Below are 12,935 nucleotides of genomic sequence, written 5' to 3'. Positions count from 1 at the left end.
AATAGTAATGTCGCATGAAATCCTATATAATAACTATCATCTAGAATTTATTTGGATTAGAGGGATTATTATGAAATCATTATTTGAAGAATTTTATTTTGATAATAAAAATACTGATATTTGGACAAATTCAGTAATCGTGCTAGATACAAATATTCTACTTAATTTGTATAGGTATTCAAAGGAAACATCAGAAAAATTACTTGCTTTGTTAGAAAAATCAAAAGATCGACTCTGGCTACCGCATCAAATAGCATTAGAATTTCACCTTAATAGAACAAATGTCATTTTAGATCAACAGACTTCTTATGAAAAAATAGAGTCAATTTTAAGAAAAAAATCATCTGAAATAGATTCCAGCTTAAAAAAAGAGCTAGGCTCTTATAGAAAAAAACACGTTACGCTCAGCATTGATTCTATAATTGAACAAATAAAATCATCTATAGATAGATTAGCTTCTGAAATATCACAAGAACAACAGGATCACCCTATCTTATTGAAAAATGATCACATTAAGCAACAAATCACCACATTATTTGAAAATAAAGTGGGGCAACCATATAAAAAGAATGAACTCGAAGAAATAGCAAAAGAAGCTGATAAAAGGTATTCATTAGAGATACCACCAGGGTACAGAGATGCCTCTAAAAAAGGAGCTAAGTTTCATAATGGTGAGATGATATTGGAGAAGTATGGAGACTACATTCTTTGGCGACAGATTATTGATTATGCAATTGAAAAACCAAACAATGTTATATTCATTACAGATGACGAAAAAAAAGATTGGTGGTACGAATCCAAAGGAAAAACAATTGGGCCTAGAAGCGAGTTGCTAAATGAATTTAAATATAAGACAAAAATGGAATTCTATATGTTTAATTCTGATGTGTTCATGAAAGAAGCAGGAGCTATTTATAGCGAAAGCTTTTCTGATAATTCTATTTCAGAAGTTAAGGAGGTAAGAAATCATTACTTCCATTTTAGGGAAGATTACTCTAAAAATATAAAGGAGCAAATGAATAAAGAATTAACAAAAATTCATCTTTCTTTTCAAACCAGAGATTCAATTGATGAAAATGATGTTTTTGATGCACTGGATGGATTCTTCCACGGTAGAATGGCTAATTTTGAAACTATAGAATTCACGGTAATAAAAGGTATACTAGTAGTTGAAATATTTTTGACCGTTTTAGAATCTTTTGATAGCGAGGGTAGGATAGCTATTAATGAGGAACTTGAAGCGCACTTTGATGAATACGAAGTTGAATTTTTAGAATTAAAAGTTGTTTTTTTAAATTAATTATGTCCAAGACGGAGAGCCTGCGGACACTGATCAACACCTTTTTAGGGTGCTGGTTGGTGTCCGTTTTTTATTTGTCTGAACGGAGGATGAACATGAAGAAGGAAAAGCCCAAAGAGAACACACAGAAGCTCACTGACAGAGATTCAAGAGAGCTAATGGGGCAAAACATGCAGCGGTTAAAACGATCCAAAGGCGGTGTCATGCGCAGAAAATAAAGGGAGTGATTGGGATGACTAATAAAAATGATAAGAAAGCAAACGAACAAACAGATCAAATGAATTTAGATATCCCTCAAATCGACGAGGAAAAAACAAGATTCAAAATGGAAAAGATGATGGAAAAATATAAAATATTTAGGTTGCAAACGCCGGAAGACTTTCTTCCAAAGATCACAACAACTTACACCATTACGCCGCCTAGTTTCTCAAATCAGTTTCATTCATCGACCGAGGATGCAGCCCTTAAAAAAATGGATAGGGAGTTTGAGCGGGAAAAATACATGAAGCGAATTGAAAGGGGCGTTAATCGTCTTACACAAAGAGAGCGCCGCATCTTGGTCATGCTTTACATGCAAGACGAAGAAATGTTTGATTATGAGATTTACGCAGATATGGGCCTCAGCCAAAGGAACTATTACCGATTCAAAAATAAAGCATATTATAGACTGGCCTTTGCTTTGAGAGAAGAAGTGTACAAGCAGGGGGATAAATCATGAATTTTGTTCAGCCGATAAGGGACCTTGATCAGATCCATTATATAAAGAAGTATTTAGGTGAGAGAAACAAACGAAACCTGCTGCTGTTTGTGGCGGGAATCAATCTGGGCTTGCGCATATCCGATCTGCTGGAATTAAGGGTGAAGAACGTGAGAAAACAGTACGTATCCCTTAGAGAACAAAAAACAGGTAAAGAGAAAAGAATCAAAATAAACAAGACGCTTCGAAAAGCGATAGATCAATATATTAAAGACAAAGATGATCAAGAGTATCTTTTTAAAAGTAGAGAAGGACTCAACAAACCAATCAGCCGTAGCAGTGCATACAACATTTTGAGAGAGGCAGCGGAGTATGTCGGGCTTGATAGCATAGGTACACATACATTAAGGAAAACATTTGGATACTGGCATTATAAAAAGTTCAAGGATGTGGCCTTGCTGCAAGAAATATTCAACCACTCAAGCCCAGATATTACTTTGAGATATATTGGGATCACACAAGACACAATGGATAGAACAATGGACGACTTTGGCTTATAGGCTCATCTGTTTAAATGGCAGGTGGGTCTTTTTTTGCGCTCTTTTTCATCAACTAACCATAATGAGAAAATGTCCAACTCATTTTAAGGAAATGGCTGAAAAGCAAGAGGGGCAAAGGATTCAGCGATTCCCTGAGTTAGACACAATAATAGATATGGTGAATTGGTGGATTTTGTGGATAAATATTGAAGATTCCAGCATTTAAGCCGAAATAAATAAAGTAAAAATATATGCGAAGTGAGGATATAAAAATGAAAATTTTAAAAAAAGCTGTATTAAGTACGATTGCTTGTGAATTAATAAGTTTAGTTGATTCCGGTGTGAATATCGAAGTAAACAAAGTAGAGGAGTTATCTTTTAATCACGAGTTATTTCCTGAATTAAAAAAAATGGTTATAAATAAGACTTTGAATAAAATTAGTGAGGAACAAACAAATTATTTAGAAGAAATTATCCATAACTGGACAACAGCTTATTCAGGAAGAGCTTGGGGGAAGTTTGAAATTAAAAATAATGGTTTGAACTTGGTCATACAATTCTTAATTAATGAACTCAGTGATGTGGACAAAAAAGAGGAAATATGAAAAAAATTGGAGGGTTATTATGTTAAAAAAGAAGCGGATAAGTATAAATGATAAGGATGCTGCTTTAACTAAATATGAGGTTACAATTATCAAAGATTCAGGAGAAGTTGAAATTTTAAAAGTAGATGCCTATTCTTATCAGGGTGTATTTGATGTTCTTGTTGAACAACATGGAGAAATTATAGCTGATTCAATTAATGTTAAGTTTGTTCAGTGATAATGAAATGGGACGCTTCAATTTGTAAACGAATTAATCAATAGGAAATTTATTTCAAGGCGGCTTTTAGTCGCTTTTTTATTGGCTTGAACTTTAATTTAATAACATTGGATGTATTACTTTGTTTAAAGAAGATTACTGTACTTGCGAGAAGCGTTCTACTATTTCTGAGGAGTTAAACGACCAAGGTCATTGGTCTGTATGCAACGATTGTAATAAGGTGATTGAAGAGACATTTGAATACTTCGATATTAATTCCGATGATTGTTATGGATAAAAACGAAAATGGCACATTTTTGGCACGATCTTGGCAAAGCATTTTGTTTGAGAGTGGTTATGATGGTATTAGGTGATAAATTGAGAGCGGCTTCCATTTCAGCTCGCTTTTTCATTTGATTTGTAATAGCACTATTTTAATTCTTTGTAATTTGCCTATAAGTTTAGTAGGAGGGGAATAAGATGAATGAAATCATAGAAGCTCCAATTCTTTTTAATTTACCATTGAATTTAGGAAAAGGGTTTAAAATAAGTGAAGTTATAACCGCTGCAATTATAGCAGGTTTTGTTTCGATAGTGATTGGTATTATAACAATTATAATTCAAAACAAACATGCCAGAAGAACTTCTATAGTTGAAACTATAAGTCGTCAAAGAATTGAATGGGTTAATAAAATGAGGGATAATTTTGTAGAAATTAATGATCAAATGTTTGTGCACTCTGTTAAATGGACTACGTATCTCAGAATGCTAAAAAAACAAGAGAGTTGGAATGATAATTTTAATTTCTTTGAGAGTATTACAATGTTAAGGAAATTAAGAACTAATATTGCTTTATTGATTAATCCTTCAGAAAAGTATGCTAAAGAACTTCTTAATGAAATTACTACTGTAATCTCGTTACTTCGTGAAAAAGAGAAATATGATCCGAAGTTGGTTTTGGAGCATCGAAAAAAGATACAAAAGCTTCAACAAATCATCTTAAAAGCAGAATGGAGTCGAACTAAGAAAGAAATACAAAAAGGGAAAGTTTTGACTGATAGAAAAGTTGATAAAATATATAATAAAAAAGCTAAGGAATTGGATTGGAATTAGTATTGTTTTGCTGGGGTTTTAAATATATCTTTATCTATAATTAATAATCTCTTTAACCTTTCTTTTTATAGAAAGGTTTTTATTTTGAGAGGAAGTGAAGAACAGTATTGAAGAAGCCATTAAAACCATGCAATGAACCCGGATGTTCTCAACTTACGCGCGAAGGATATTGCCGGCAGCATAAGATATCGAAGCCTTTATATGATCTGTTCCGTGAATCATCATCACGCCGTGGGTATAATAGTCGATGGCGTAAAGCGCGTGAAGGTTATCTAGCAAAGCATCCTTTGTGTCAGTCTTGCATGTTACAAGGCAAGCGTATCGCTGCTACAGTAGTGGACCACATCAAACCGCATAAGAGAGATAAAAAATTATTCTGGGATTCTTCTAACTGGCAGCCACTGTGTGCGTCCTGTCACAGTAGGAAGACCGCTAAAGAAGATGGAGGGTTTGGGAATGGATAATCAAACATGCGTATGCGATCAATGTGGAACAACATTCATTATTAAAAGTTGTTCTAGGATTAGAAAGATTGGCGAAGGAATTAAACAACATCTTCTAGTTTGTCCTAGATGTCTAACTGAATACACATCTTACTTTACAAACGAAGTGATTAGACGAAAGCAAAGCAAAATTAGAAAGCTATTCGTTGTCCTTCGGAGTGCGAGATCAGAAAAGTTACTCGAAATTTATAAAAAGAAAATCAAAGAAGCGCAAATGGATTGTCAAAAAGATATGGATCAACTAAGGCGGGAAATGGAAGCCCCCCTTCCTTAAATCCCTAGAAACGATTTGGCGTAGACCGCGTCTCCCTCAACATCGCGAGAAATTCCCTAAATGAAATTTTGAAAGGAGGTGAGAGGATGGCGAGGCCTAGACAACCGGTAGATTTATTGTTGGTAAAGGGCAAGAAAAACCTTACCAAGAAAGAGATTAAAGAAAGAAGAGAGCAAGAAATAAAGGCACCAGATGACAAAGTGAAAGCTCCTTCTTACTTACCAAAAGACTTAAAAAGAGAATTCAAAAAGATAGCGGACGAGCTCAAAAACATCGGAATTATCACAAATTTAGATGTAGACGCGCTTGCCCGTTTTTTATTTGCAAGAAAACAATATTTAGAAATAACAGAAATCATATTAGAGACACCGATCACAACCCTTGCTGAAAATTCAGAGGGAGAAAAGTTTGAAATTGCGAATGCTGCCTACAGTGATCTTCTTATAAATCAAGACAAGTTATTTAAACAATGCAGACAAGCATCAAGTGATTTAGGCTTAACCATTTCCTCACGCTGTAAACTCGTTATCCCAAAGAAAGAAGACAAGCCTAAGACAAAAGAAGAAGAACGCTTTGGAGGTCGCATGTAATGCTAACGCAAGAAATGACCGCGGAGCTTTTAATTGAGCGCGTATGGTCATATTGCGAAAAAATCCAAGCGGGGGAAATAAAAGCAGGAAAGAAGCACAAGTGGGCTGTTCAGAGGTTCATTAAAGACGTAGAGCGGCTAGCAGATGAAGATTGCCCGTATTATTTTGACGCAGAAGCAGTCCTTGATTTCTATGAATGGGCCAAGCAATTTAATCATGTCGAAGGGATATTAGCAGGTAAGCCAATTGAACTTACAGACTTCCAATTATTCATCGCTGCTAATATCTACGGCTTTTACAAAAAAGTGAATGGTGCCAGGCGTTTTAGAAAAGCATACATCCAGTTAGCGAGAAAAAACGCGAAATCACAGTTGCTGGCTATCATGGCTTCATATGAAATCTTTCCTACTAAAGAAAAACACCGCGTGTTTATTGCTGGTTGGTCAAGAGAGCAGTCAGATGAAGTCTATCAAGCAATCATTGAACAACTAAAGCACGCACCTATTTTAGAAGGGAAATACACAGACGCTAACGGGCAAGTCACAAAATACGCAACAAATTCAATCATCAAACCGTTATCCCGTGAAGCCCGAAAGGTAGGAGACGGAAAAAACCCTTCTCTTGGAATAGTCGACGAATACCAAGCACATGAAACAAGTGAAATTTATGATGTTATTGACAGTGGAATGGTCGCACGTCGAAGCCCTTTGATGGTTATCATTACTACAGCAGGTTTCAACTTAAACGGGCCGTGTTTCAAAGAGTATCAATATGTTTCCAAAATTCTTGATCCCGACATTGAAATTGAAAACGATGACTATTTTGTTATGATCTGTGAGCTTGATCCCGAAGACGACGTAAAGGATGAGTCGAACTGGATCAAGGCAAATCCGATTGTAGCAACTTATCCAGAGGGGATGGAATCACTACGGTCAGCGATAAATGTTGCATTAGACGTGCCTGAAAAGATGAGAAGTTTCCTCACAAAAAACATGGATATATGGGTCGATCAAAAGGACAAAGGCTATTTGAAAATGTCTAAATGGCGGGCCTGTCATGGTGAAATACCTGATCTAAAGGAAATGGCGATCTATCTTGGTATAGATTTGTCTATGACAACGGATTTGACTTCTGTCGGGTGGGTTGGTGTTCTTGATGGTTTTTATTATGTCGGCCAGCATTCCTTCATTCCAGAGGAAAAGGCAAAAGAGAAAATGGCTACTGATAAAGTGCCTTATGATTTATGGCGTGATCAAGGTTGGATGACATTCACACCAGGGGAAGCGGTTGATTATCAATTTGTTGAAAGATGGATTATTGAATTTGCTCACGTCAACAAATTGAGAGTCAAGGAGATTGCATATGACAAATGGAATGCACTACATCTGGCACAGAGACTTGAGAGCAAAGGATTTAACATGACGGAGCTTCCGCAAAGGATCCAACATCTTTCTTTACCTACAAAGGATTACAGACAAAAAGTATACGAGGGCAAGGTCATACATGCTGACGATCCATTGCTAACTTTTGCGTATAATAACGCCATTATCAAACAAGATGCCCAAGAGAATATAATGCTAGATAAAGCGAAATCACCGCAAAGAATAGATCCGGCTGCAGCGGTTATGAATGCTTTTGCCAGGGCCATGTATCACAATATGGGCGCAAGTGTTAACTTAAACGATCACTTTTCAGGAAATTTCAGTTTTTAGGATGTGAGAGTGTGAAAAAATTTATTGTACTTCTGAAATTAATACTAAACGATTTACTGTTTATTGGAGGGTGCACCTTTATTCTGCTGGCAGCGTATCGGGTAAATACAAACATCGGTCTATTTCTGACGGGTGTATTTTTTATGTTTTATGCCTACTTGCTGTCAAGTCATGCGCGGCAGAAAGAGAGGTGAAATAAATGTTTATAGACAAGTTTTTTGAAAAACGATCCGGCTCAACAACATTAGACGGTTTTAGTCAGCTGATCAATCTATTCGGAGGACGAGAAACGGCAAGCGGTGAAAGGGTAAGTGAAAGTAATTCACTTGTGCAGCCGGACATTTTTGCCTGTGTCAACGTACTGTCTGATGACATCGCAAAGCTACCGATACACACATTTAAAAAAGAGAGTCAAGGAGTCAACAGAAACCCTAATCATCCATCAGCCTATATGATCTACGCAAGACCAAACCCGTACATGACAGCTTATGTGTGGAAAAAGCTGATGATGACGCATGCATTGACTTGGGGAAATGCCTATTCGATGATTAAATTTGGGGCGCATGGTTACCCTGAAAATCTTTACCCGTTGCGACCAGATGCGACAAACGCATACATTCATCCCGAAACAGGAATGATTTGGTATCAAACCACTGTTAACGGAAGAATGATGGAACTATACGAACACCAATTGTTACACTTTAAAGGGTTATCTACGGACGGCATACACGGTAAGTCGCCTATCGGGGTAGTGAGAGAGCATATAGGCGCTCAAGCAGCTGCCACAAAGTATAACGCAAAATTATATAAAAACGAAGCTACGCCGCGAGGCATTCTAAAAGTACCTTCTTTCTTGGATGAGAAGCCCAAGGAAAACGTAAGGAAAGAATGGAAACGGGTCAACCAAGGTGAAAACATAGCCATTATTGACAATGGACTAGAATATCAATCTATTGCCATGCCGTTGCAAGAAGCGCAGTTTGTAGAATCTATGAAATTCAATAAAGCTCAAATTGCCATGATTTATAAAGTTCCGTTGCATAAACTCAATGAGCTTGATAAAGCCACATTTTCAAACATTGAGCATCAATCCCTGGAATACGTAAAAAACACATTGCAACCGTGGATCGTGAATTTTGAACAAGAATTAAATATTAAGCTGTTTACTGACAATGATCAAAAAGCGGGTCATTATGTAAAATTCAATGTTGATAGTGAGTTGCGCGGCGATAGTAAGACACAAGCCGAGTATTTCAAATTTATGATCGAATCAGGCATATTAAATAAAAATGAGGTTCGCGACTTACTCGAAAGAAATCCAATTGAGCATGGAGACAAATATCTTGCAAGTCTAAACTATGTATCCCTTGACTTTATGGAAGAATACCAGCGGCTTAAAGCTGGTTCAGCCATGAAGGGAGGTGACAGCAAGAATGAGTAAAGAAAAAGAAGTGAGGCTACTCACGACGCCAATAGAGATACGTTCCGAAGGTGAAGGACAAGCCGAATATGTGGAAGGCTATGCTTTGAAATTTGAAAAATGGTCCGAGCGTTTGGGGTGGTTCAAGGAAATCATAAGCAGGAACGCTTTAGAATCTACCGATCTATCAAACGTCGTTGCACTGTTCAATCATCGCGAAGACTTTCCTCTGGCACGAAACACCGTTTCAGGTGATTCAGGACGGCTTGAACTAGAAATAGATGGCATAGGTCTTAAATTCAGATTTAAGCCGTCAGACACGTCATATGCGCGCGATCTCATGGAGAATATACGCAGCGGCGTTATTAATCAATGTTCTTTTGCCTTTTCGTTGGATTACAACGGCGAAGAACCTGACGAGTGGCGCATAAATGAAGATGAAGACATATACGAACGAAGAATAAACAGAATTCACCGCGTTTATGACATATCTCTTGTAACGACACCTGCATATAGCGATACCGAAGCTGTAGTAGGTGCCCGCAGCTTAGAGAAAGTAGAAGAAATAAAAGAACAACGAAGCGCACCAACCGATGAAGTTTTAAAAATTGAATTGGAACTTTTAAGCCTTGATCTTCCAGAGTAAGGCTTTTTTTTGGGTTCTATGAGGAGGAAAAAATAAAGATGACAAAAAAAGAAATTGAACTGCGTCAGCAGTTTACACAAAAGAAAGAAGATGCAGACAAAGCACTTGCAGAAGGAAAAACAGAGGAGGCGCGCCAGCTTCTCGATGAAGTGAAAGAGCTTAAGAATCAAATTGAATTGATGGTAGAAGGAAGATCACTGAACGTGCCGGATTTACCTGGCGGTGAAAATTTTGTGCCGGAGCTAGAACGTAATCCGGAGGGACGAAAAGGAGCAGAAGGGGATAAGGAAGAACGTCAAAAGAAATTTACCAAGTTGTTCATGAAGTCTCTTCGAGGTAAATCCTTAACACATGAAGAACGTGAATTCCTAGAAAATCCTGAATTCAGAGCGATGTCAGGAAAAAATGAAGAAGATGGCGGAATCTTGATCCCTGAAGATATTTCAAGAACTATTAAAGAGTTAAAGCGGGAGCAATTACATCAACTTGAGCAATATGTCACGGTTGAGCCGGTAGCAACCCGTTCAGGTAGTCGTATGCTTGAAAAAAACGGAGACATGACACCATTCCAAGACATAGAGGAAATGGGGAACATTCCAGAAACAGACCAGCCTAAGTTTACAAAACTATCATATACCATCACTGACTATGCAGGGCTTTTACCACTTTCGAATACATTGCTGCAGGATACAGATCAAGCGATCATGACATATGTTGCGAAGTGGTTCGTTAAAAAATCAACCGCAACAAGAAATGCACTTATTCTGAAAATCCTTGATGATTTGAAAAAGGTTGAATTTAAGGGCTTGGATGACATTAAAAAGACTTTAAACGTTACGCTAGATACCGCCATTTCAGCTGGTGCGATCATCATGACAAACCAAGATGGGTTTAACTATCTGGATCAGCTGAAAGATGCGGACGGTAAATATCTACTCAAGGATATTCCTTCCGAACCGACAAACAAAATGCTGTATGGTCGCCAAATGGTGGTGATCTCAAACAAGGTCTTGAAAACAAAAGCAGGGAAAGCTCCTGTAATCGTTGGAGATTTAAAAGAGGCCGTTGTCTTATTTGATCGTCAGCAACAGTCTATCGACTATACGAACCTTGCAGCAGGATCATTTGAAACGAACACAACAAAAGTACGTGCAATTGAACGAGAAGACGTCCGAAAGTGGGACGAAGATGCCGTAGTTTACGGCCAACTATCAATAAAAGAAGAAGAGGTGAAAGAGTCTTGAGAGTGACGAAAAATTACACCACTGATGGCGGGGATAGAACTGTCATTGGTGGTGTATTAGAGTTTGCAGGAGGAAAGATAGTCAAAGACGGCGAGGAAGTGAGTGTAGGAGGCGCCGGATCAGCTGCACCAGGAAGCGTGACACATGAAATGCTGGCCGAAAAAGCGGTTCGTTCGGTAAACATCGGGACGGGAAGCGTCATGCCGGAGCATCTTAATTCGTCTATTGAAACTAGACTCAAGGGAATGGAAGACGAAATAAAAGAGCTGAAAAGCAAACTGAGCAAAGAATAAACATTGGAAAGGAATTGATCTAACATGGCAAAAGATTTTCTGAATGAAAGTAATGGAGTATTAACATCTGCAGAGGCGGACGCTGACGGTAAACCTATCACGGCTGTTTATGTAAAAGGAAACAGCGAAGAAAATCCTCTTTACATTCAAGGGATGCAAGGTGAAAAAGGACCAAAAGGTGATACTGGTCCTCAAGGTCCGAAAGGCGACAAGGGAGATCCTGCAGTAATTGAAACGGGAGCCATTAAGAACGATCATTTAGGCGATGGATCTGTGAACTCACGGACAATCGGTAAAGGTAGCGTTAAATGGGACAACATCAATTCAGAAGTACAAAAAATGATTACAGATTTACAGACGCGAGTTGATGGGCTTGAGGGTAAAGAAAATACTGAATAAGTAGGCGGTCTTCTATGGATTTAAAAATGCTGAAAGATGAATATTTAAAGGTTGATACCGACCAAGATGACGCCTTGCTTAAATCCTTAATTACTGCAGCAAAGGGATATATCAAAAATGGTATAGGGCGTTATACAGAAGGTAACGCTCAATTTGAACTTGTAGTAGGGATGTTAGTTGAGCATTGGTACGAAAACAGGGGGATGTATGAGTCAGGTGTTTCCGGCTCAAACATCCCTTTTACCGTTCAAGCTTTGCTGACTCAACTTCGATATGTGGATGTGAAAGGAAATGAAGAAGATAAGCAAATTGAATCGGAGGTTAATCTTCCAAGTAAAGAAAAGGGTGCAGGATGATGAGCTGAATTGGAATGAATCCTATGAAAATGTTTTTGAGACATGGGGTTCAATTGAAGGGTTTTCCGGCTCAAAGTCAGACACGCTTGTGGCCGGTGCGTTAGGGGTCAAGTCCCCGAAGAAAATCACAATTAGGTACCGAGAAGACGTTAAACAAGACATGCGAATCCTTCACCAAACGGGAACAGATGAGACAGGAGAGCCAATCTATCGCACTTTTGATGTCATGGATTATAACGACACAGAAAACAAAAAGAAGCGACTTGAAGTCACATGCAATGAGGTTGGCATAAATGGCTGATATGGATATTGATGGATTTGATGATTTAACGAGATTTTTCAACAAGATAGGTGACGACGTCGAAAAAGCCGAAAAGATTGCCCTTAAAGCTGGCGGAGAAGTAATAGCAGAGCACCAAAAACGTATCGTGAATAAGAGTTCAAAAAAACAGCCTCACATGGTCGATAACATCACCGTTTCAGCTGCAAGAGAAGCCAAAGATGGTGAATTGTTTGTAACCGTTGGGCCGAATAGAAAAGTCGCTTACAGAGGGCGATTTTTAGAGTGGGGCACGTCTAAAATGCCGCCGCATCCATTTATTGAAAAAAGCGCAATTGAAGGGGAGGGACAAGCTGTGAAGATCATGGAAAGAATTATCACGGCGCCTATTAAATGAGCTTTGATGCGAAAAAAGAATTGAGTGCAGCGTTAATAAAAAACAAAGAGTTAAAGCAGCTTGTCACAGGAGGTTTTCATAATCTTGTGGCCGATGATGTGGGCGCATTCCCCAGGGTTGTATTTTCAGAGATTACAGATAGGGACCAGGAATACAGAGACAACCAAGCAGCTGCTAGTGAAGTTCGTTTTCAGCTAAGTATATTTTCAAAAGCAGACACGCGAACGCATGAAACAGAAATAGCAAAACTGATAGACAAACTGATGAAAGATTTAGGATATGGCAGGTACGATTCAGTGGATCTTTACGAAACAGATACAAAAATCTTTCACAAGGGCATGAGGTACGTTAAAACATTTTTCTAGGAGGAA

General features: G+C 38.1%; 21 protein-coding genes. All 21 read left to right on the top strand.

The window, feature by feature from the left end; genetic code table 11:
- Window positions 1–70: 70 nt before the first annotated feature.
- The 21 genes from MHI46_RS13190 (at window position 71) to MHI46_RS13090 (ending at window position 12,929) form a co-directional block, all read left to right on the top strand.
- Window positions 71–1,300 carry a PIN domain-containing protein gene (locus MHI46_RS13190; protein WP_342502877.1) on the top strand — a complete coding sequence of 410 codons (1,230 nt, stop codon included), beginning with the start codon at window positions 71–73 and terminating at the stop codon, window positions 1,298–1,300.
- Between the two features lie 95 nt (window positions 1,301–1,395).
- Window positions 1,396–1,518 carry a hypothetical protein gene (locus tag MHI46_RS13185; protein ID WP_342502876.1) on the top strand — a complete coding sequence of 41 codons (123 nt, stop codon included), beginning with the start codon at window positions 1,396–1,398 and terminating at the stop codon, window positions 1,516–1,518.
- 14 nt (window positions 1,519–1,532) lie between these two features.
- Entirely contained in the window at window positions 1,533–2,018 is a 486-nt protein-coding gene (locus tag MHI46_RS13180; RefSeq protein WP_342502875.1) for an ArpU family phage packaging/lysis transcriptional regulator, read from the top strand.
- Window positions 2,015–2,557, top strand: coding sequence for a site-specific integrase (locus MHI46_RS13175; RefSeq protein WP_060596944.1), 543 nt, complete (start codon window positions 2,015–2,017; stop codon window positions 2,555–2,557). Before MHI46_RS13180 ends, MHI46_RS13175 begins: the two co-directional genes overlap by 4 nt.
- A 251-nt stretch (window positions 2,558–2,808) precedes the next feature.
- Window positions 2,809–3,141, top strand: a complete 333-nt coding sequence (locus MHI46_RS13170; protein WP_342502874.1) for a hypothetical protein — start codon at window positions 2,809–2,811, stop codon at window positions 3,139–3,141.
- A 19-nt stretch (window positions 3,142–3,160) separates the two neighbouring features.
- Window positions 3,161–3,358 carry a hypothetical protein gene (locus MHI46_RS13165; protein ID WP_342502873.1) on the top strand — a complete coding sequence of 66 codons (198 nt, stop codon included), beginning with the start codon at window positions 3,161–3,163 and terminating at the stop codon, window positions 3,356–3,358.
- A 459-nt stretch (window positions 3,359–3,817) separates the two neighbouring features.
- Window positions 3,818–4,450, top strand: coding sequence for a hypothetical protein (locus tag MHI46_RS13160; RefSeq protein WP_342502872.1), 633 nt, complete (start codon window positions 3,818–3,820; stop codon window positions 4,448–4,450).
- A 107-nt stretch (window positions 4,451–4,557) separates the two neighbouring features.
- Entirely contained in the window at window positions 4,558–4,914 is a 357-nt protein-coding gene (locus tag MHI46_RS13155) for an HNH endonuclease signature motif containing protein (RefSeq protein WP_342502871.1), read from the top strand.
- On the top strand, window positions 4,907–5,227 hold the full coding sequence (locus MHI46_RS13150; protein WP_342502870.1) for a transglycosylase: 321 nt from the start codon (window positions 4,907–4,909) through the stop codon (window positions 5,225–5,227). Before MHI46_RS13155 ends, MHI46_RS13150 begins: the two co-directional genes overlap by 8 nt.
- An 86-nt stretch (window positions 5,228–5,313) precedes the next feature.
- Complete coding sequence (locus tag MHI46_RS13145; RefSeq protein ID WP_342502869.1) at window positions 5,314–5,817, top strand: phage terminase small subunit P27 family; 504 nt, start codon at window positions 5,314–5,316, stop codon at window positions 5,815–5,817.
- On the top strand, window positions 5,817–7,529 hold the full coding sequence (locus MHI46_RS13140) for a terminase TerL endonuclease subunit (protein WP_342502868.1): 1,713 nt from the start codon (window positions 5,817–5,819) through the stop codon (window positions 7,527–7,529). The genes MHI46_RS13145 and MHI46_RS13140 overlap by 1 nt, the downstream gene beginning before the upstream one ends.
- An 11-nt stretch (window positions 7,530–7,540) precedes the next feature.
- Window positions 7,541–7,723, top strand: a complete 183-nt coding sequence (locus tag MHI46_RS13135; protein ID WP_095409137.1) for a hypothetical protein — start codon at window positions 7,541–7,543, stop codon at window positions 7,721–7,723.
- A gap of 5 nt (window positions 7,724–7,728) precedes the next feature.
- Window positions 7,729–8,970 (top strand): phage portal protein, encoded by a 1,242-nt coding sequence (locus MHI46_RS13130; RefSeq protein ID WP_342502867.1) that lies wholly within the window; start codon window positions 7,729–7,731, stop codon window positions 8,968–8,970.
- Window positions 8,963–9,595 carry an HK97 family phage prohead protease gene (locus tag MHI46_RS13125; protein WP_342502866.1) on the top strand — a complete coding sequence of 211 codons (633 nt, stop codon included), beginning with the start codon at window positions 8,963–8,965 and terminating at the stop codon, window positions 9,593–9,595. The genes MHI46_RS13130 and MHI46_RS13125 overlap by 8 nt, the downstream gene beginning before the upstream one ends.
- Window positions 9,596–9,633: 38 nt before the next feature.
- Entirely contained in the window at window positions 9,634–10,839 is a 1,206-nt protein-coding gene (locus MHI46_RS13120) for a phage major capsid protein (protein ID WP_342502865.1), read from the top strand.
- Window positions 10,840–10,841: 2 nt separating this feature from the next.
- Window positions 10,842–11,132, top strand: coding sequence for a hypothetical protein (locus tag MHI46_RS13115; protein ID WP_342503257.1), 291 nt, complete (start codon window positions 10,842–10,844; stop codon window positions 11,130–11,132).
- A gap of 24 nt (window positions 11,133–11,156) precedes the next feature.
- Window positions 11,157–11,531 (top strand): collagen-like protein, encoded by a 375-nt coding sequence (locus MHI46_RS13110; RefSeq protein WP_342502864.1) that lies wholly within the window; start codon window positions 11,157–11,159, stop codon window positions 11,529–11,531.
- 14 nt (window positions 11,532–11,545) lie between these two features.
- Complete coding sequence (locus tag MHI46_RS13105) at window positions 11,546–11,887, top strand: head-tail connector protein (protein WP_342502863.1); 342 nt, start codon at window positions 11,546–11,548, stop codon at window positions 11,885–11,887.
- Window positions 11,841–12,188 carry a phage head closure protein gene (locus MHI46_RS13100; RefSeq protein WP_342502862.1) on the top strand — a complete coding sequence of 116 codons (348 nt, stop codon included), beginning with the start codon at window positions 11,841–11,843 and terminating at the stop codon, window positions 12,186–12,188. Before MHI46_RS13105 ends, MHI46_RS13100 begins: the two co-directional genes overlap by 47 nt.
- The gene (locus MHI46_RS13095; protein ID WP_342502861.1) at window positions 12,181–12,564 is read left to right on the top strand and encodes an HK97-gp10 family putative phage morphogenesis protein; all 384 of its coding nucleotides are present in this window, start codon (window positions 12,181–12,183) and stop codon (window positions 12,562–12,564) included. The genes MHI46_RS13100 and MHI46_RS13095 overlap by 8 nt, the downstream gene beginning before the upstream one ends.
- Window positions 12,561–12,929 (top strand): DUF3168 domain-containing protein, encoded by a 369-nt coding sequence (locus tag MHI46_RS13090; RefSeq protein ID WP_342502860.1) that lies wholly within the window; start codon window positions 12,561–12,563, stop codon window positions 12,927–12,929. The genes MHI46_RS13095 and MHI46_RS13090 overlap by 4 nt, the downstream gene beginning before the upstream one ends.
- Window positions 12,930–12,935 lie beyond the last annotated feature (6 nt).

This window comes from Bacillus sp. FSL K6-1000, from assembly GCF_038630785.1.
Taxonomy (GTDB): Bacteria; Bacillota; Bacilli; order Bacillales; family Bacillaceae; genus Bacillus; species Bacillus safensis.
This window is presented reverse-complemented; position numbering and strand designations above follow the sequence as displayed.

What these genes read in the sequence shown, in the direction of transcription:
- MHI46_RS13190 (WP_342502877.1), top strand. Translation starts at nt 71, where the DNA reads ATGAAATCATTATTTGAAGAATTTTATTTTGATAATAAAAATACTGAT.
- MHI46_RS13185 (WP_342502876.1), top strand. Translation starts at nt 1,396, where the DNA reads ATGAAGAAGGAAAAGCCCAAAGAGAACACACAGAAGCTCACTGACAGA.
- MHI46_RS13180 (WP_342502875.1), top strand. Translation starts at nt 1,533, where the DNA reads ATGACTAATAAAAATGATAAGAAAGCAAACGAACAAACAGATCAAATG.
- MHI46_RS13175 (WP_060596944.1), top strand. Translation starts at nt 2,015, where the DNA reads ATGAATTTTGTTCAGCCGATAAGGGACCTTGATCAGATCCATTATATA.
- MHI46_RS13170 (WP_342502874.1), top strand. Translation starts at nt 2,809, where the DNA reads ATGAAAATTTTAAAAAAAGCTGTATTAAGTACGATTGCTTGTGAATTA.
- MHI46_RS13165 (WP_342502873.1), top strand. Translation starts at nt 3,161, where the DNA reads ATGTTAAAAAAGAAGCGGATAAGTATAAATGATAAGGATGCTGCTTTA.
- MHI46_RS13160 (WP_342502872.1), top strand. Translation starts at nt 3,818, where the DNA reads ATGAATGAAATCATAGAAGCTCCAATTCTTTTTAATTTACCATTGAAT.
- MHI46_RS13150 (WP_342502870.1), top strand. Translation starts at nt 4,907, where the DNA reads ATGGATAATCAAACATGCGTATGCGATCAATGTGGAACAACATTCATT.
- MHI46_RS13145 (WP_342502869.1), top strand. Translation starts at nt 5,314, where the DNA reads ATGGCGAGGCCTAGACAACCGGTAGATTTATTGTTGGTAAAGGGCAAG.
- MHI46_RS13140 (WP_342502868.1), top strand. Translation starts at nt 5,817, where the DNA reads ATGCTAACGCAAGAAATGACCGCGGAGCTTTTAATTGAGCGCGTATGG.
- MHI46_RS13130 (WP_342502867.1), top strand. Translation starts at nt 7,729, where the DNA reads ATGTTTATAGACAAGTTTTTTGAAAAACGATCCGGCTCAACAACATTA.
- MHI46_RS13125 (WP_342502866.1), top strand. Translation starts at nt 8,963, where the DNA reads ATGAGTAAAGAAAAAGAAGTGAGGCTACTCACGACGCCAATAGAGATA.
- MHI46_RS13120 (WP_342502865.1), top strand. Translation starts at nt 9,634, where the DNA reads ATGACAAAAAAAGAAATTGAACTGCGTCAGCAGTTTACACAAAAGAAA.
- MHI46_RS13110 (WP_342502864.1), top strand. Translation starts at nt 11,157, where the DNA reads ATGGCAAAAGATTTTCTGAATGAAAGTAATGGAGTATTAACATCTGCA.
- MHI46_RS13105 (WP_342502863.1), top strand. Translation starts at nt 11,546, where the DNA reads ATGGATTTAAAAATGCTGAAAGATGAATATTTAAAGGTTGATACCGAC.
- MHI46_RS13095 (WP_342502861.1), top strand. Translation starts at nt 12,181, where the DNA reads ATGGCTGATATGGATATTGATGGATTTGATGATTTAACGAGATTTTTC.
- MHI46_RS13090 (WP_342502860.1), top strand. Translation starts at nt 12,561, where the DNA reads ATGAGCTTTGATGCGAAAAAAGAATTGAGTGCAGCGTTAATAAAAAAC.